The organism is Stenotrophomonas sp. SY1 (assembly GCF_021202945.1).
Taxonomy (GTDB): domain Bacteria; phylum Pseudomonadota; class Gammaproteobacteria; order Xanthomonadales; family Xanthomonadaceae; genus Stenotrophomonas.
On the sequence record NZ_JAJOYR010000002.1, the window covers coordinates 444,813 to 461,148 of the forward strand.

The window sequence follows — 16,336 nt, forward strand, 5'->3', positions numbered from 1 at the left end:
GATATCCTCCCCGCGCCACCATCGGAAACGCCCATGTTGCTGCACATCCCGAATGTATTGACGGCCCAGGAGCTGGCGGCCATCCGCCAGGCACTGGATGGTGCCGACTGGACCGACGGTCGCGAGACCGTCGGCCATCGCGGCGCACAGGTCAAACGCAACCAGCAGCTGCCCGACAGCTCCCCACTCAAAGCCTCGCTGGGCACTGCGGTACTGGCCGCGCTGGAGCGCAACCCCCAGTTCTTCGCCGCTGCATTGCCGCTGCGGATCCTGCCCCCGCGCTTCAACCGCTACCAGGGCGGTGGCGAATACGGCTTCCATGTCGACGGCTCGGTGATGACCGTCGGCCATGGCGAACAACGCAGCCACATCCGCTCGGACGTGTCCTGCACACTGTTCCTGTGCGAGCCGGAGGACTACGACGGCGGCGAACTGGTGATCAGCGACACCTACGGCGAGCACGAAGTGAAATTGCCGGCCGGCGACATGGTGGTGTATCCGTCCAGCAGCCTGCACAAGGTCGAACCGGTGACCCGCGGTGCGCGGCTCGCCTCGTTCTTCTGGGTGCAGAGCATGGTCCGTGACGACGCCCGGCGGCGCCTGTTGTGGGAGCTGGACCTGTCCATCCAGCAACTGACCGGCGACGTGCCGCAGCATGCTTCCTTGGTCAGCCTCACTGGCGTTTATCACAACCTGCTGCGCCAATGGGCTGAAACCTGAGCCAGGAAAGCGTGGCGCACCGATGCCGCACAGCGACCGTCGGCATCCGCGCCTGCCAATATCGACTGATTTATGTCAATCGATATCAATTCTCATTTGCACAGGCTAACGAATCCCATCTACAATTCCGCCCCGCAGGCACCCGGCCAACCGCCGCGTGCGCATCCAGGGGCATCACGTGCAGCAACCACGGCAAGCGCAACACCTGACCAACGCAGCGCGCGGCGTCCATGCCGTTCGTTCGCTGGCCATGTGTTTTGTGCTGCTGTTGTCATTGCTGGCGTCCCTGGCCCACGCCGGGCCAGCTTCACTCCGCCATGGCCTCACGCACGCCGGCAACTCCGTTCCTGCGGAAGAACGCGGCGGCGAACGGCATCTTGAAGAAGAATCTCCGGCCAAGCTGCGCCGGGTAGCCAGCCTGAACGCACCGCGCGTTGCACAGCCGCAACCGGCGCTGGACACCCGTCATCTGGCGCACGGCGTGATCACGGCCGGCCCGCTGATGGTCGACAGCCCACACAAGGTGCGCCACACAGCACCCGGCCTGCGCCAACAGCGCGGGCAAGCGCCACCGCTGGTCTGATCCAGCCGTCTCCGACGCCCCCACGGCGTCAGCTCTCCGTACAACCGCCACCGCACCGGCGCCTTCGCCGGCAGCACTGGCGCACCCCCTTCTTTTCTATGCCTATCCGAGGTAACCCCATGGCCCTGCGCCATCGTCGTCGTGCGTCCGTTTCCCGCCACCTGCTTGCCGCCGCTGTACTCGGCGTGCTGTCCACCACCGCCCACGCGAGCGGCAGTGGCGCACCCACCACGCTGGACAAGGTGGTCGTCACCGCCAGCGGCTTCGAGCAGAAGATCGCCGATGCACCAGCCAGCATCTCGGTCATCACCCAGGAAGAGCTGACCAAGCGCCCCTACATGACGCTGCTCGATGCGGTGCGTGACCTGGAAGGCGTGGACGTGGGCGAAACCCGCGACAAGACCGGCCAGGGCACCATCTCCATGCGCGGCATGGGTTCGGACTACACGCTGATCCTGGTCGACGGCCGTCGCCAGAACAATCACGGCGACATCTACCCGAACAACTTCGGCGGCAACCAGTTCAACCACATCCCGCCGCTGGATGCGATCGAACGCATCGAAGTGATCCGCGGTCCTGCGTCCACCCTGTACGGTGCCGATGCGATGGGCGGCGTCATCAACATCATCACCAAGCGCACGCTGGACAGCTGGCACGGCTCGGTCACCGTCGCGCGTACCTTCGAAACCAACGACGAGTTCGGCGATGACAGCACCGCCGACCTGTTCGTCACCGGCCCGCTCGTGCCGGGCGTGCTGAACGTGAGCGCGCGCGCCAGCTGGTACGACCGCAAGGCTTCCAACCCGGTGTACTCCTCGGTCACCGACCCGGCCGGGGTCGAGCACAACCGCGCACTTGGCTTCGGCGGCGGCGGCAAGACCGTGGACAACACCAACAAGGCCGGTGGCATCAGCCTGGCCTGGACGCCGACCGAGTCGCAGACCGTCACCCTGGACTACGACACCTCGCGTCAGGAATACGACAACTCGATCAAGATCAACGACCAGGGCGTCGAGGAATACCCGGTCGGCACGGTCGACGGCATCGCCTCGATCTGGCGTGGCAACTCCACCAGCTGCATCGCCCGCCGCAACTGCACGCGTGCCGATCCCCGCGTGGGCTATGGTCCGACGCAGGAGTTCACCCGTGACGCCTGGGCACTGACCCATGACGGCAAGTGGGACTTCGGCAACAGCTTTGTCTCGCTCTCGCACGTGGCCACCAACAACGACGGCCGCACCATGCCGTTCACCGTGGCCGAGCGCCGTGAGCTGCTGCAGATGCTCAACGCCACCGGTGCGTACGCCGGCCTGAGCGAAGCGCAGCGCCGCGCTGCCGCCGAGCAGACCTTCCTGCCGCGCCCGCAGCGCACGCTGGAAAGCGCGCAGTACACGCTGGATGCCAAGCTCGACGTCCCGTTCCAGGCCGCCGGTGACCACGTCGCGGTGTTTGGTACGCAGGTGATCCGCGGCGAACTGACCGACGGCGTGTTCGGCATGGAAGTCGGCAACCCGGGCCGCAAGCAGGAGCACAACATGTACTCGCTGTTCGCCGAGGACACCTGGACCGTCATCGCACCGCTGGCCATCACCTACGGCCTGCGTTTCGATGATCACGAAGTGTTTGGTGACCACCTGAGCCCGCGCCTGTACGGCGTGTACACCGTCAACGAGCAGTGGACGGTCAAGGGCGGTGTCAGCACCGGCTTCAAGACCCCCAAGACCACGCAGTTGTATGACGGCGTCACCGGCTTCGGTGGCCAGGGCACCTCGCCGATGTTCGGCAACCCGGACCTGAAGCCGGAAACCAGCACCAGCACCGAGCTGGCGGTCTACTGGCAGCACCCGGATGGCCACAACTTCAACGCCACCCTCTTCCACAACAAGTTCGACGACAAGATCTCCTCCCAGCCGTGCGGCGCCGGCCTGACCCTGGCCTGCAGCAGCACCGGCGAGTATGCCGACCTCGGCTACGCCAGCAGCAGCAAGACGGTGAACATCGATGAGGTGGTGATCCAGGGCGCCGAAGTCGCCGGCCGCTGGGAAATCAACGACGCCTTCAGCCTCCGCGCCAACTACACCTACACCGACAGCGAGCAGAAGAGCGGTGCCCGCAAGGGCTTGCCGCTGGGCAACAGCGCCAAGCACATGGCCAATGCCACCTTCAACTGGCAGGCCAATGATCGCTTCAGCCTGTTCCTGACCGGCGAAGCGCGCTCCAAGCGTTTCAACGACATCAGCGCCGTCACCGGTGAGCCGCTGTACTACAAGAACTACACCGTGTTCCACCTGGGTGCTTCGTTCGAGGCCACGCAATGGTTGACCGTCAACGCACGCATCAACAACCTGTTCGATCGTGACTTCACCACCTACCAGACCACCTTCACCGATCTCAACGGTGACGGCGCCTATGCCGACAACACCAATGAAGTCCTGTACTTCGACGACTACAACAACAAGGACAAGGCACGCAGCTTCTGGCTGAGCCTCAACGCCCGCTTCTGACGGTTCGGGGAAACGCCCCGGCCGGGCCGCTTCGGCGGTCAGGTCGGGGCGTTGTTGTATCGGCGTTGCGGGGGAGCTTTTTTGCGGAAGCTGCATGAAGGCAGGCAGCAGGCCGTAGGAGCGGCGTCAGCCGCGAAGCTGACAACGGCTCCGAATACGCAGAAGCCTGCAATTGCGCGTCTCTCCGCCGCTGCTGCATCGCCAGCTTCGCGGCTGACGCCGCTCCTACGGCTGCTGTGGCTGTTGTGGCTGCTCCACCCGCCTTCGTATGGATCCAAACGATACAAAACGTTACAAATTGCGAATCATTCTCATTAATGGTCTAATTTCGGGCCTCCCATTTCCCCCTTCCCCGTGTCAGCAGACCGCACTTCCGCCAATCTCGTGCAGCAACAGGCCAGCCGCGGCTTTTGGCTGCGCACGCTGCATCAATGGCACTGGATCAGCTCGGCGGTCTGTCTGATCGGCATGCTGCTGTTCTCCATCACCGGCATCACGCTCAACCACGCATCCAAGATCGAAGCCACGCCGCAGGTGCAGAACCAGCAGATCGAACTGCCCGCTCCCGTGCTCAAGGCACTGGGTGATCGGGAAGACGGCAACGCACCGCTGCCGACCAGGGTGTCGGACTGGCTCTCGCGCGAGCTGGATGTCTCCATCGGCAAGCGCCCGGCCGAGTGGTCACCGGAGGAAATCTATCTGTCCATGCCTGGCCCCGGCAGCGATGCGTGGCTGAGCATCGACCGTGAAACCGGCGCGGTGGAGTTCGAGAAGACCCGCCGCGGTTGGGTCTCCTACTTCAACGATCTGCACAAGGGCCGCAATGCCGGACCGGGTTGGGGCTGGTTCCTGGACCTGTTCGCCGTGGCCTGCCTGGTGTTCTGCATCACCGGCCTGTTCCTGCTGCATCTGCATGCGCGGCAGCGGCGCATGACCTGGCCGCTGGTCGGCCTGGGCCTGCTTATCCCGCTGCTGATCGCCCTGCTTCTCATCCATTGATCGTCATTCCTTCCGGAGTCGCACCATGCGCGTCACCCTGACCATCGCCCTGAGCGGCCTGATCGCCACCGCCCCGGCCGCCTACGCCGCCAGCCTCGACGTCAACGTCGAAGTGCCCAAGCTCAACGTGGCCGAATACCACCGCCCGTATGTCGCGGTGTGGATCGAAGGCGCTGACCAGAAGGTCGCCGCCAACCTGTCGGTCTGGTATCAGCTCAAGGACACCGCCGAAGGCCATGGCACCAAGTGGCTGCCGGACCTGCGTCAGTGGTGGCGCAAGAGCGGCCGCACCCTGCAGGTACCGGTTGACGGCGTCACCGGGCCGACCCGTCCGGTCGGCAAGCACCAGCTCAGCTTCAGCGACCGCCAGCCGCAGCTGCGCGGCCTGGCCGCCGGCCAGTACACGCTGGTGGTGGAAGCCGCACGCGAAGTCGGTGGCCGCGAACTGGTCAAGATTCCCTTCACCTGGCCGGCGCGCAGCGTCCAGAACGGCAGTGCCCAGGGCACGTCCGAACTCGGCGCCGTCACCCTGTCCGTCAAGCCCTGATCCGCACCACGCACTGGAGCTCACCGAATGAAGCGTTCCCTCCTGATTGCCGCCGCCATTGCCGCGGCACTCCCGTTCGCCGCCTCCGCCCACAAGGCCTGGCTGCAGCCGTCGCAGACTGTCATTTCCGGTACCAACCCGTGGATCACGGTGGACGCGGCCGTTTCCAACGACCTGTTCTACTTCAACCATGTGCCGCTGCGCATCGACAACCTGGTCATCACCGCGCCTGACGGCAGCACCGTGCAGCCGCAGAACGTGGCCACCGGCAAGTACCGCAGCGTGTTCGACGTCGAACTCACCCAGCAGGGCACCTACCGCCTGGCCAACGTCAATGCCGGCCTGTCGGCCAACTGGCAGGAAGACGGCAAGCCCAAGCGCTGGCGCGGCAACGCTGCGAGCTTCGCCACCGAAGTGCCGAAGAACGCGCCGGAACTGAAGGTCTCCGAGACCGCCGGCCGCATCGAAACCTTCGTCACCAACGGTGCTCCGAACGACACCGCGCTCAAGCCGACCGGCAAGGGCCTGGAAATGGTTGCGCTGGCGCACCCGAACGATCTGGTCGCCGGTGAGCAGGCCACCTTCCGCCTGCTGGTGGACGGCAAGCCGCACGCAGGCCTGGAAGTGGAAATCACCCGCGGTGGCACCCGTTACCGCAACGCGCAGGAAGAGATCAAGGTCACCAGCGACGCCAAGGGCGAGTTCTCTGTGACCTGGCCGGAAGCTGGCATGTACTGGCTGGAAACCGGCACCGAGGACAACAAGACCTCGGTACCGCAGGCCAACGTGCGTCGCCTGACCTACGTCGCCACGCTGGAAGTGCTGCCGCAGTAATGTGCCGAAAGCCCCTCTCCCGCACGCGGGTGAGGGGTTGGGGTGAGGGCACCCTGTTGTTGACCAACTTCAGCAAACGCTTCCCCCATCCGCCCCTTCGGGGCACCTTCCCCCGCACACGGGAGAAGGACAAAAGGCTCCTGCCCGATTCCCGACACTGATGTCCCCCAACTCCGACATCGCCGCCCTTGGCGGCCACACCATGGGCACCACCTGGAGCGTCAAGCTGGTCGCGCCGCGCAGCCGTGACCTGCATGCGCTGCACGCGGGCATCCAGGGTGAACTCGATCGCGTGGTCGCGCAGATGAGCACCTGGGAATCGGACTCGGACATCAGTCGCTACAACCGTGCCGTTGCCGGCCACTGGCAGACGCTTCCCGATGACTTCTGGAACGTGCTCACCGCCGCGCATGACATCGCCGAGCGCAGCGACGGTGCATTCGATCCCAGCATCGGCCCGTTGGTCGCGTTGTGGGGCTTCGGTGCGCAGGCCGGCGCGCAGCGCGTACCCGATTCTGCAGAAAGAACAGAGGTCGCCAGCCACTGCGGCTGGCAGAAGCTGCAGTTGGATCAACAGGCACAGTCGGCTTTGCAACCCGGCGATTTGCAGCTGGATCTGTCGGCCATCGCCAAGGGTTATGGCGTCGACCTGGTCAGCCGCTGGCTGCGCCGCAGCGGCATCGAGGCCGCGCTGGTCGAAGTCGGCGGCGAACTGCACGGCTACGGGCTCAAGCCCGATGGCCAGCCGTGGCGCGTGCTGGTTGAATCCGCACCGGAAGAAGATGCCGGCGCCGAGTACCCGCCGCGTGTGCTTGCACTGGATGACCTCGCGGTGGCCACCTCCGGCGACCGCTGGCATCACTACGAACATGATGGTGTTTCCTACAGCCACACCCTGGACCCACGCACGCAGGCGCCGGTAACGCGCGCCGCCGCCGCAGTCACGGTGATTGATCGCCAAGCGATGCGCGCCGATGCCTGGGCCACCGCACTGACCGTGATGGGCGCCGAACAGGGCCTGGCATTCGCCACGCGACATGGGCTGGCCGCACGCTTCGTCTCACGCGGCCCGGACGGCCTGCAGGAAATGATGACACCCACCTTCCAGCAGTACCTGGACGCAAACCCGCAATGAGCTCCAACCGCTCCACACGTGCCCTGCTCGGCAATCTCGGCATGATCGCCGCACTGGCGCTCATCGCTTTCCTGTTGCTGCGCCTGCATCTGGGCGAGAGCTGGTGGCTGGCCTCGCCGCTGCCGGCGCAATGGTGGAGCGCATTGGTCGCATTCGCCATTTACGCCGCTGCCTGCTTTGCCTTGTGGTGGCGCGTGCGCCCGCGCAAGGAAGAGGCCACCAAGGATGGTGAACCACCGTTGCTGGTGGTCTGGGCCAGCCAGACCGGCTTTGCTCAGCAGCTGGCCGAACGCAGCGCGGAAAGCCTGCGTGCCGCCGGCCACAGCACCCGCCTGCGTGCGCTGGACCAGGTGGACACGGCCCTGCTGCAGAACACGCGCAAAGCCCTGTTCATCGTCAGCACCACCGGCGAAGGCGACCCGCCCGACCACGCCCTTGCCTTCCTCAGCCGGGTGATGCCGCAACCGGCAGCTCTGCCGCAGCTGCAATACGCCGTGCTCGCGCTGGGCGACCGCACCTACGACCATTACTGCGCCTTCGGCCACCAGCTCGATGACTGGCTGCGCGAACACGCTGCGCAGGCGCTGTTCGATATCGTCGAAGTCGACAACGCCGATCCGGACGCGCTGCGCCATTGGCAGCAGCTGCTGGGCCAGCTGGGAGGCAATGTGGCCAACGTGCCGGACTGGAGCACGCCCGACTACCAGCCGTGGCGGTTGCAGGCACGGCAGGTGCTCAACCCGGGCAGCGTCGGCGGCAAGGTGTTCCACCTCGCCTTGCAACCCGCCATTGGCGCCCTGCCGTCCTGGCAGGCCGGCGACATCGCCGAGATTGGTCCGCGCCAGTCGCCGGACGCGGTGCTGGACTGGATGCAGGCACATGGCATTGATGCGGCCACCGCCTTGCCCGATGGTCGCCCGCTGCGTGACCTGCTTGCCGCCTCGCAGTTGCCCGAACAGACCAACAGCGTTGACGTGGCTGGGTTGGTCAACACGCTCAAGCCGTTGCCGCATCGCGAATACTCCATCGCTTCGATGCCATCGGAAGGCAGCTTGCAGCTGATGCTGCGCCGACAACTGCGCCCGGACGGTAGCCCGGGCCTGGCCAGCGGTTGGCTGTGCGACTACACCGCAAGCGGCGACATGATCGACCTGCGCCTGCGCAGCAACCGCAACTTCCATCCGCCGGCGGGCGATGCCCCGCTGATCCTGATCGGCAACGGCACCGGCATCGCCGGCCTGCGCGCCCATCTGCGCGCGCGCATCGATATCGGCGCACGTCGCAACTGGCTGTTGTTCGGCGAGCGCAACGCCGCCCACGATTTCCACTTCGGCGACGAGTTGCAGAAGTGGCAGCGCGAAGGTTGGATCGAGCATCTGGATACGGTGTTCAGCCGTGACGATGGTCCGTTCCATTACGTGCAGGACGCGCTCGCCGTGCATGCGCTGCGGTTGCGCGAATGGGTGGAACAAGGCGCCACCATCCTGGTCTGCGGCAGCCTGCAGGGAATGGCTCCCGCAGTGGATGCGGTGATCATCGGCGCCCTGGGCAGCGAAGCCCACGAAGCCCTGCGCATCGCCGGGCGCTATCGGCGCGACGTTTACTGAACCCGGCAGGTCCGGCCAATCCAGACAGACCTCAAACGTGGGCGATCCATTGCCTCACGATGGCCGTCAGCGCCTCACTGCCACCGGCCAGCTCCGCTGCGTCATGGAACTCAAGCAACGCGCGGTCCGGGCCCAGCCAGGTCAGCAGCCCTTCCGGATCAACGATCACCAGGGCGGGCTGCTTTCGCGCCTTTGCGCCCAGATGCAGGATCAACCGCACTGCATCGGGTTTGCGTAGCTGCATCGTGGCGAAGTGCTCGCCCGTGTGAAAGCTGGGGGCATTCCACTTGACCTGCTCGCCGATGGACGGATCAACCGCCAGCAACAACCTGCGCAGGGCCAGTATCTCCTGCTTCAGCGGATGATCCAGTGCCGCGATGAACGTCTCCACGGATACCGCGTCTGTCCGCGCCATGCTCACGCCCCTGTGTGCTGCCAGCCATTGGCAGGTTGCCGTGCATACTGCCATTCTGCCGCCCTTGGCAAGGCGCCAGCACCGCTCGGTGAGACCTGCGATGGCATGCCGCTCCGCCTTATGCGGCAGCGACCGGCGTTACCCGGATCGCCAGCAGCTCACCGCCGCCGTTCAACGCAAACCGCGTGCGCTCGCCCGCCGCCAGCCACGCCGTATCGCCCGCAGCCATTGCTGGCAGCACATCACCTTCAAACACGGCCTGCCCGGCCAGCAAATGAATCGCCCAGGCCGCCTGCGGCTCGGTGAAGAACAGCATGTTGCCGACCAGCGGCCGGTGCAGCAGTTCTGCCTGCAAGGCATCGCGCCGCCACATCAGGTTGAAGTCCTGGGTGTAGCCATCGACCAGTTCGCCGGTGATTTCGGCTTCACCGGCAAAACGCAGGCGCTGGTACGGCGGCAACAGGGTTTCGCAGCGGCCATCGGCGAAGCGCAGGCGCAGGCCTTCGCCCTGCAGTAGTACCAGTTCACGTTCGACGCCGGGGAAAGCGGAGAAGGCCGCATCCTGTTCTATCTCGGCAATCGAGAGCCGCAGCTGCCAGTCGCTCTGTTCGGGCAGGCGCAGGATTTCGCGGGTCCAACCCAGACCGTTGCGCCAGCGCTCGCGGTGGTAGTCGGCTGAAGGGATGACGCGGGAAGGAGAGTTCAAGAGTTCCATCGGCGCATGATGCCATTGCCGCGAGACAACGCCCATGCAGGAGCGGCTTCAGCCGCGAAGCTGGAAACATCTCCACCACCGGAACAACCGCACCCACGCATTCCCGGATGGCGAGCAACATGAGAGCCGCAACTTCATGTGCTTCGCGGCTGAAGCCGCTCCTACGACGCCCCGCCATTCCTATAGGAGCGGCTTCAGCCGCGAAACTGGAAACACCCCTACCGCCGGAACGACCGCACCCACGCATCACCGGATGGCCAGCAGCATGAGAGCCGCAACTACACGTGCTTCGCGGCTGAAGCCGCTCCTACGGGAAACTCCGATTACCTCGGCACCGCCAGATGCTCGGCGGTCAGCGGCTTGCCCGCTCGCGGCGTGGTGGTGATCACCGCATCGGCCGGCAGCGCCGTGCCGTTGTCCAGACGCGCCTGCACGCGATCCAGCGCGGCATACACGTAAGGCAGCAACGGCAGGTAGCGCGCGGCGTAGTCAGGCAGGCCGAGGAAGCCGTCGAAGTGCTGCACGTGCTTGACCTGCCAGTAGCTCACCTCACGGCCTGCTGCCTTGGCCGCAGCGGCATACGGCCTGCTGCTGAACGCCGGCGGGATGAGGCCGTCGTCAGTGCCGTGCACCACCATCACCGGCAGGCCCTCGCGTGGCAGCCCGGCGCGGGTAGCCTCGATACCGGCCCGCACGCGCCTTGCATCCTCGCCCTGCCCGTCCCAAAGGCCACGCAGGCATTTCAGGCCGGCGTAGGTCAGGTCAGGCAACTGCACTTTGCTGTCCAGCAGGCCGACGCCGGCGCCCGGCGGGATGCCACTGCCATCGGAGATCCAGGCAGCGCGCTCGGCAACCGTCACCGGACGTGGCGAGAAATCCGGGTTCTGCGCGGCAAAGCTGAAGCCGCACGGATGCTCACCCACGCCATAGCGGCCGTACGCCGATGCGTACGTTGCAGCGACCGCTCGCCACAGATCAAACCCTGTGGACAAGGCACCTGCACGCAGCGCTTCGTCGGTCCAGCCCTTGCTCAACATCAATTCGTACGCCGACTTGGCCTGCGCGGCCGGCGTGCTACCGCTGATCACACCTTCCGCCGCCAGCGTGCCGCAGCGCACCGCCGCGCCCGCCTGCAATGCTGCGGTCAACGGCGGCTGCGGCAGGTTGCTCATGTGCAGCTGCGCGCACGGCATCAGCAGCGCGGCTTCGGTGCCGTAGTCGTAAAGCGCGCGTGCGCCCGGGCCGTCGGACAACACGCTCGGTTCGCCCGCAACCACCGCATCCAACCAATCGCCTTCCAGTTCCGCCGCGCGCAGCACCGCGCCGCCGCCGTTGGAAATGCCGACGGCGATGATGCGGGTGTTGTCGAAGGTAAACGGCGCCGCCTGCGGATACGCCTGATCCAGCGCCAGCAGCGCGAACTCGGCCGCCTGCTTCACATGGCGGCCCCAATCCGCCTCCGGGTTGTCCTTGGAATGGGCGTGCTTGAACGCCACGCCCGATGCATTGATCGGTGCATCGGGCACGAAGGCCAGATCGGCAACCTCGCCCAGCGTCCCTACCGTGCCATTGGCACGTACGCCCATCTGCGCATCGAGGTCGTAGTAATCGCTGCCGGCGCCCTTGTCGGTGTAGACCACCGCGCAGCCCTTGGGCAGGCCCCACGCCGCGGCCACCGATACCGCACCGTAGATGCCACGCGATCCCGACGCCGGGGCCACCAGCACGCAGCGCTTGGCAAGATCGAAACTGTCCGGCACCTGCGCCAGTACGCGGTGCGGCTGTTTGGCATCGGGCAGGCGCGCGTAGGCCGAGTACTCACGTCCCGGCACACCGGCCAAGCTGCCGAACAGTTCGCCATAACCACCACCCGGTGCAAGATCGGCGATGCCACGCCAGCTGCCCCACAACGCTCGGCGGCGCAGCTCTTCGACTGTCGGTGCGTTGGCGTCGGCAAAGGCCGGCGGCGCCATGCTGCGCAGGCCCGCCAGGCCCAGGCCGGCGGTGAGCAGGTCATCCGTGCCGCGGTGTTCGCTGCGCAGTTCGTTGCTAAACATGGAAGGCTCCACGGACTTGGAAGCTGGGCCACTGGCACAGGACGCCAGGCTCAGTCCGACGAATAGGCCGCAGGCGGCACGCAATAGGGATTGGCTCATGGGCGCACCCTAGCAGAGCCCCCCAGCCCGGCTCATCGTACTTTGGTACCACACGCTTTTAGCGCGGCGGCTGCTACGTTTCCCGCACTTTCCCACGTTTTATGGAGTCCCCCACATGGACCGCTTTCTGCAAGGCCGCACCGCGCTGGTAACCGGCAGCACTTCCGGCATCGGCCTGGCCATCGCCCAGGCGCTTTCCGCCGCCGGCGCTCGCGTGGCCATCAACGGCCTGGGTACGCCGGAGCAGATTGGCGACGCACTTCAAAGCGTGACCAATGCCGGCAGCGAGACGCGTCATTTCGCTGCCGACCTGCGCAAGCCCGCCGAAATCACCACGCTGCTCGAAGCGGTGCAGGCCTGGGGCCAGATCGACATCCTGGTGAACTGCGCCGGCATCCAGCACGCCGCGCCGCTGGCCGAACAACCCGCGCAGAAGTGGGACGACATCATCGCCATCAACCTCAGCGCCGCCTTCCACACCATGCAGCACGCGCTGCCGGGCATGGCCGAACGCGGCTACGGGCGCGTGCTCAACATCGCCTCGGTGCATGGGCTGGTCGCCTCCAAGAACAAGGCGCCGTACGTGGCCAGCAAGTTCGGCATCGTCGGCCTGAGCAAGGTCGCCGCGTTGGAATACGCTGCGGCAGGCAGCCGTGACAGCGGTGGCGTCACCGTCAACTGCATCTGCCCCGGCTGGGTGGAAACCCCGCTGATCGAGCCGCAGATCCAGGCGCACCGCAACGGCGGCCGCCGCGACGACGGCGTACGCGCCCTGCTCGAGGAAAAGCAGCCAAGCCTGCGCATGTCGCTGCCGGAGGACATCGCGGCGATGGTGGTGTGGCTATGCCGTCGCGAGGCCCACAACATCACCGGCGCGGCCATGCCGATGGACGGCGCGTGGACGGCGCAATGAGCAGGAAGTGAGTGAGGAGAAGTGAGGAGTGAGTAAGGGCAAACGCCAAAGCCAACACCGGGCTCTCTCGTTTCTCACTTCTCCTTCCTCACTCCTCGCGTCTCGCCCCCTCCCCCTCACTCCCCGCTCTGCTACCTTGCACCCACCTGTCATTCACCACCGGCTTCCCATGCCAAGCCTGCTGATCGCCGACGACCATCCTCTGTTCCGCGCCGCGTTGCGCCAGGCCGCCAGCGAGGCCATCGGCGACCTGCAGGTGCGCGAGGCCGAATCGCTGGACGGTGTGCTGGCAATGCTGGACGCCGCGCCGGATACCGACCTGATCCTGCTCGACCTGCATATGCCGGGCAATCACGGCCTGGCCGGGTTGGCCGCCATCCGCGCGCAACATCCGGGCGTCGCAGTGATCGTGGTGTCGGCCAATGACGACCCACGCGTGGTGCGACGCGCGTTGGACCACGGCGCCGCCGGCTACCTGCCCAAGAGTTCGGGCTTGAACGAACTGCGCGAGGCCATCCACAGCGTGATGGCCTGCGAGCAATGGCTGCCTGCCTCGCTGCGCTCGGCAGTGACACGCGCCCAGTCCTCCAGCCACGACAGCGAACTGGCTGCACGCCTGGCCAGCCTCTCGCCGCAGCAGTTCCGCGTCCTGGCACTGGTGGCCGAGGGCCTGCTCAACAAGCAGATCGCCGACCGCCTGGACGTACAGGAACGCACGGTCAAGGCACATCTTTCGGCCATCTTCGAGCGGCTGGGCGTGCGCAACCGCACCCAGGCCAGCGTGGTGCTGCGCGAACTGGAACTGAGCGACCCCGCGCGTCAGGTGCTCTGAACCACCAACCCAGGAGCGGCCTCGGCCGCGATGCTGACAAGGCCCGATCAGCGGCGGGAAGCCGTGCGCCAAGCCACTACAGGAGCGGCGTAAGCCGCGAAGCTCGCATCACGTCATCGCCGGAACGTCATGCAATTGCACGAATATCTTCACTCCAGGCGCTACGAGCTTCGCGGCTTACGCCGCTCCTACAACGGATTCATTTCCCGCGAACGAGCCGGTGCAGCACCATGCCCGCGATCATCGCCGGCACGAACCACAGCGTCTCCGGCGACAGCACGCCCAGCCCGACCAACGCCGGGCCCGGGCAGTAACCCGCCAGCCCCCAGCCGATGCCGAACAACGCTGCGCCGATCAGCAGCGGGCGATCAACGCCGCGCAGATCCGATATCCGGAAGCGCTCGTCCCACAACGGTGCCGGTCGGCGCAGCACGAAGCGAAACAGCAGCATCGTCGTACCTACTGCGCCGCCCAACACGAACAGGAGCGCCGGGTCGAAGTCCCCGAACACGTCCAGAAAACCGAGGATGCGCAACGGGTCGGTCATGCCCGACAACGCCAGGCCCAGACCGAACAACGCACCGGACAACAATGCCGCCAGGGTGATCCGCAGGCTGCTCATGCCACGTGCCTCACGATGTAGGTGGTTGCGATCGCCGTGGCCATGAACACCATCACCGCGACCATCGAACGCGGCGACAGCCGCCCCAATCCGCACACCCCGTGACCGCTGGTGCAGCCATTGCTCATCCGCGTGCCAAAGCCGACCAGCAGGCCAGCAACGACCAGCAACAGCGGCGGGAATCCCTGCCTCGGCACGAACGCGCCGGGCACCCACCACAACCACGCCGCGCCGGCGCCGATCAAACCGACAAGAAAGGCAACACGCCAACCCCACTCGCCCTTGCTCGGCATGATTACGCCACCCAGGATGCCGCTGATGCCGGCAATGCGTCCGGTCAGCCACAACAACAGCGTTGCGGCCAATCCGATCAGCACACCACCGGCAAGCGCGCTCATCCAGCTGCTCATGACGCAATTCCCATCTGATCCAGCGGCAAACGGAAGTAACGGATGCCGTTTGCATCCGGCTCGGGCAGGCGCCCGCCGCGGATATTGACCTGCAACGCCGGCAGGATCAGCCGCGGCACCGGCAACGTTGCATCACGCTTGTGCCGCAGCGCCACGAAGGCGGCCTCATCGGTGCCGTCCTTCAGATGGACGTTCTGTTCACGCTGTTCGGCAATGCTGGTCTGCGGCTGTGCATCGCGCTTGTTGCCCGGATAGTCGTGGCACAGGAAGATGCGCGTGTCTTCCGGCAGCGCAAGAATCTTCTGGATCGAAGCGTACAGGCGATGCGCATCCCCTCCAGGGAAGTCGGCACGCGCGGTGCCGGTGTCGGCAGCAAACACGGTGTCGCCGATGAAGGCCGCATCCCCAATCACATACGTCAGGCTGTCGTCGGTATGCCCCGGCGTTGCGATCACCTGCGCCTGCACGCTGCCAATGTTGAAGCGGTCGCCATCGACGAACAGGCGGTCGAACTGGTGGCCATCGGCGACAAATTCCTCGCCCAGCCCGAACATCGTCTTGAAGCGCTGTTGCACCTGCACGATGCCGCGACCGATGGCGATGCGCGCATGCAGGATGTCGGCCAGGTAGCCGGCGGCGCTCAGGTGGTCAGCATGCGCGTGGGTTTCCAGGATCCATTCAACCTTCAAGCGTCGCTCACGCACGAAGTCCAGCATCGCATCGGCCGATGTCGTGCCGATACGTGCACCGTTCGGCTCGTAGTCCAGCACCGGATCGATGATCGCCGCCGCGCCCTCCACTTCGTCGTAAACGACGTAGCTGAAGGTGCCGGTGTCCCGGTCGAAGAAGGCTTCAACCAAGGGTTGCGGGTACGGGGTCTGGCCCATGGGGAAGCCTCGGTTTTGTAATTTAGATGTTTCTAAACTAAGCTCGTCGCGACAAAAGTACAAGCACCGGTTCCCACCCGCATATGAATGCGTCCAACCTCGACCTCGAACAGATGCAGGCACACGCCGAACAGGCCGCGCAGCTGCTCAAGTCGCTCGCCCATCCGGCGCGGCTGCGGGTGCTGTGCCAGTTGGTTGAAGGTGAAGCTTCGGTCAGTGAACTGCAGGCCAAATCTGGGCTGTCGATGTCGGCACTGTCACAACACCTGGCGGTGCTGCGCGATGCCGAGCTGGTCACCACCCGACGCGAAGCGCAAAGCATCTACTACGCACTGGCCGACAGCCCGGCGCTGGGCGTGATGCATGCACTGCATGAAGCGTATTGCGGGAAAGAAAAAGACAAACGCAGGCGGATTGCATAGCGCACGAACAGCCCGAGCTGTAGGAACGGCGTAAG

The 16,336-nt window shown here is 65.7% G+C and carries 17 protein-coding genes; 11 read left to right on the plus strand and 6 right to left on the minus strand.

Annotation, left to right across the window (positions count from 1 at the left end):
• The first annotated feature begins 33 nt into the window (after positions 1 to 33).
• From LR961_RS13450 to LR961_RS13485, 8 genes are all read left to right on the plus strand, one after another.
• Positions 34 to 720 carry a Fe2+-dependent dioxygenase gene (locus LR961_RS13450; RefSeq protein ID WP_232150250.1) on the plus strand — a complete coding sequence of 229 codons (687 nt, stop codon included), beginning with the start codon at positions 34 to 36 and terminating at the stop codon, positions 718 to 720.
• 178 nt (positions 721 to 898) lie between these two features.
• A complete protein-coding gene (locus tag LR961_RS13455) occupies positions 899 to 1,303 on the plus strand; it encodes a hypothetical protein (protein ID WP_232150260.1) in 405 nt (134 codons plus the stop codon).
• A gap of 119 nt (positions 1,304 to 1,422) precedes the next feature.
• Positions 1,423 to 3,807, plus strand: coding sequence for a TonB-dependent receptor (locus tag LR961_RS13460; protein ID WP_232150262.1), 2,385 nt, complete (start codon positions 1,423 to 1,425; stop codon positions 3,805 to 3,807).
• A 384-nt stretch (positions 3,808 to 4,191) separates the two neighbouring features.
• Entirely contained in the window at positions 4,192 to 4,806 is a 615-nt protein-coding gene (locus tag LR961_RS13465) for a PepSY-associated TM helix domain-containing protein (protein ID WP_232151153.1), read from the plus strand.
• A 25-nt stretch (positions 4,807 to 4,831) separates the two neighbouring features.
• Positions 4,832 to 5,353: a DUF2271 domain-containing protein gene (locus LR961_RS13470; protein WP_232150265.1), complete on the plus strand. Its 522-nt coding sequence runs from the start codon at positions 4,832 to 4,834 to the stop codon at positions 5,351 to 5,353.
• 27 nt (positions 5,354 to 5,380) lie between these two features.
• Entirely contained in the window at positions 5,381 to 6,187 is an 807-nt protein-coding gene (locus LR961_RS13475; protein ID WP_232150271.1) for a DUF4198 domain-containing protein, read from the plus strand.
• A gap of 160 nt (positions 6,188 to 6,347) precedes the next feature.
• A complete protein-coding gene (locus LR961_RS13480) occupies positions 6,348 to 7,322 on the plus strand; it encodes an FAD:protein FMN transferase (protein WP_232150273.1) in 975 nt (324 codons plus the stop codon).
• Positions 7,319 to 8,929, plus strand: coding sequence for a sulfite reductase flavoprotein subunit alpha (locus LR961_RS13485; protein WP_232150275.1), 1,611 nt, complete (start codon positions 7,319 to 7,321; stop codon positions 8,927 to 8,929). The genes LR961_RS13480 and LR961_RS13485 overlap by 4 nt, the downstream gene beginning before the upstream one ends.
• Before the next feature lie 31 nt (positions 8,930 to 8,960).
• Here the strand turns inward: LR961_RS13485 and LR961_RS13490 are convergent, their stop codons facing one another.
• The 3 genes from LR961_RS13490 to LR961_RS13500 form a co-directional block, all read right to left on the minus strand.
• Positions 8,961 to 9,344 carry a DUF1801 domain-containing protein gene (locus LR961_RS13490; protein ID WP_232150277.1) on the minus strand — a complete coding sequence of 128 codons (384 nt, stop codon included), beginning with the start codon at positions 9,342 to 9,344 and terminating at the stop codon, positions 8,961 to 8,963.
• Between the two features lie 118 nt (positions 9,345 to 9,462).
• Positions 9,463 to 10,059, minus strand: coding sequence for a HutD family protein (locus LR961_RS13495; protein ID WP_232150279.1), 597 nt, complete (start codon positions 10,057 to 10,059; stop codon positions 9,463 to 9,465).
• Positions 10,060 to 10,382: 323 nt separating this feature from the next.
• Positions 10,383 to 12,215, minus strand: a complete 1,833-nt coding sequence (locus LR961_RS13500; RefSeq protein ID WP_269670728.1) for a 3-hydroxybutyrate oligomer hydrolase family protein — start codon at positions 12,213 to 12,215, stop codon at positions 10,383 to 10,385.
• 115 nt (positions 12,216 to 12,330) lie between these two features.
• On the opposite strand from LR961_RS13500, the gene LR961_RS13505 reads away from it, so the two are divergent.
• Positions 12,331 to 13,128: a 3-hydroxybutyrate dehydrogenase gene (locus LR961_RS13505; protein ID WP_232150284.1), complete on the plus strand. Its 798-nt coding sequence runs from the start codon at positions 12,331 to 12,333 to the stop codon at positions 13,126 to 13,128.
• Positions 13,129 to 13,297: 169 nt separating this feature from the next.
• Positions 13,298 to 13,960: a response regulator transcription factor gene (locus LR961_RS13510; protein ID WP_232150286.1), complete on the plus strand. Its 663-nt coding sequence runs from the start codon at positions 13,298 to 13,300 to the stop codon at positions 13,958 to 13,960.
• Between the two features lie 199 nt (positions 13,961 to 14,159).
• Here the strand turns inward: LR961_RS13510 and LR961_RS13515 are convergent, their stop codons facing one another.
• Genes LR961_RS13515 through LR961_RS13525 form a run of 3 tightly spaced genes read right to left on the minus strand, consistent with a single transcriptional unit; the run spans position 14,160 to position 15,879 of the window.
• Entirely contained in the window at positions 14,160 to 14,582 is a 423-nt protein-coding gene (locus LR961_RS13515) for a DUF6691 family protein (RefSeq protein WP_232150288.1), read from the minus strand.
• On the minus strand, positions 14,579 to 14,992 hold the full coding sequence (locus tag LR961_RS13520) for a YeeE/YedE thiosulfate transporter family protein (protein WP_232150290.1): 414 nt from the start codon (positions 14,990 to 14,992) through the stop codon (positions 14,579 to 14,581). The genes LR961_RS13515 and LR961_RS13520 overlap by 4 nt, the downstream gene beginning before the upstream one ends.
• Positions 14,989 to 15,879 (minus strand): MBL fold metallo-hydrolase, encoded by an 891-nt coding sequence (locus LR961_RS13525; protein ID WP_232150292.1) that lies wholly within the window; start codon positions 15,877 to 15,879, stop codon positions 14,989 to 14,991. Before LR961_RS13525 ends, LR961_RS13520 begins: the two co-directional genes overlap by 4 nt.
• Before the next feature lie 83 nt (positions 15,880 to 15,962).
• Between LR961_RS13525 and LR961_RS13530 the strand changes: the two genes are divergently transcribed.
• The gene (locus LR961_RS13530) at positions 15,963 to 16,301 is read left to right on the plus strand and encodes a metalloregulator ArsR/SmtB family transcription factor (protein ID WP_232150294.1); all 339 of its coding nucleotides are present in this window, start codon (positions 15,963 to 15,965) and stop codon (positions 16,299 to 16,301) included.
• Positions 16,302 to 16,336 lie beyond the last annotated feature (35 nt).

Coding starts and splice junctions, on each gene's coding strand:
- LR961_RS13450 (WP_232150250.1), top strand. CDS start 34: ATGTTGCTGCACATCCCGAATGTATTGACGGCCCAGGAGCTGGCGGCC.
- LR961_RS13460 (WP_232150262.1), top strand. CDS start 1,423: ATGGCCCTGCGCCATCGTCGTCGTGCGTCCGTTTCCCGCCACCTGCTT.
- LR961_RS13470 (WP_232150265.1), top strand. CDS start 4,832: ATGCGCGTCACCCTGACCATCGCCCTGAGCGGCCTGATCGCCACCGCC.
- LR961_RS13475 (WP_232150271.1), top strand. CDS start 5,381: ATGAAGCGTTCCCTCCTGATTGCCGCCGCCATTGCCGCGGCACTCCCG.
- LR961_RS13480 (WP_232150273.1), top strand. CDS start 6,348: ATGTCCCCCAACTCCGACATCGCCGCCCTTGGCGGCCACACCATGGGC.
- LR961_RS13485 (WP_232150275.1), top strand. CDS start 7,319: ATGAGCTCCAACCGCTCCACACGTGCCCTGCTCGGCAATCTCGGCATG.
- LR961_RS13490 (WP_232150277.1), bottom strand. CDS start 9,344: ATGGCGCGGACAGACGCGGTATCCGTGGAGACGTTCATCGCGGCACTG.
- LR961_RS13495 (WP_232150279.1), bottom strand. CDS start 10,059: ATGGAACTCTTGAACTCTCCTTCCCGCGTCATCCCTTCAGCCGACTAC.
- LR961_RS13500 (WP_269670728.1), bottom strand. CDS start 12,215: ATGAGCCAATCCCTATTGCGTGCCGCCTGCGGCCTATTCGTCGGACTG.
- LR961_RS13505 (WP_232150284.1), top strand. CDS start 12,331: ATGGACCGCTTTCTGCAAGGCCGCACCGCGCTGGTAACCGGCAGCACT.
- LR961_RS13510 (WP_232150286.1), top strand. CDS start 13,298: ATGCCAAGCCTGCTGATCGCCGACGACCATCCTCTGTTCCGCGCCGCG.
- LR961_RS13515 (WP_232150288.1), bottom strand. CDS start 14,582: ATGAGCAGCCTGCGGATCACCCTGGCGGCATTGTTGTCCGGTGCGTTG.
- LR961_RS13520 (WP_232150290.1), bottom strand. CDS start 14,992: ATGAGCAGCTGGATGAGCGCGCTTGCCGGTGGTGTGCTGATCGGATTG.
- LR961_RS13525 (WP_232150292.1), bottom strand. CDS start 15,879: ATGGGCCAGACCCCGTACCCGCAACCCTTGGTTGAAGCCTTCTTCGAC.
- LR961_RS13530 (WP_232150294.1), top strand. CDS start 15,963: ATGAATGCGTCCAACCTCGACCTCGAACAGATGCAGGCACACGCCGAA.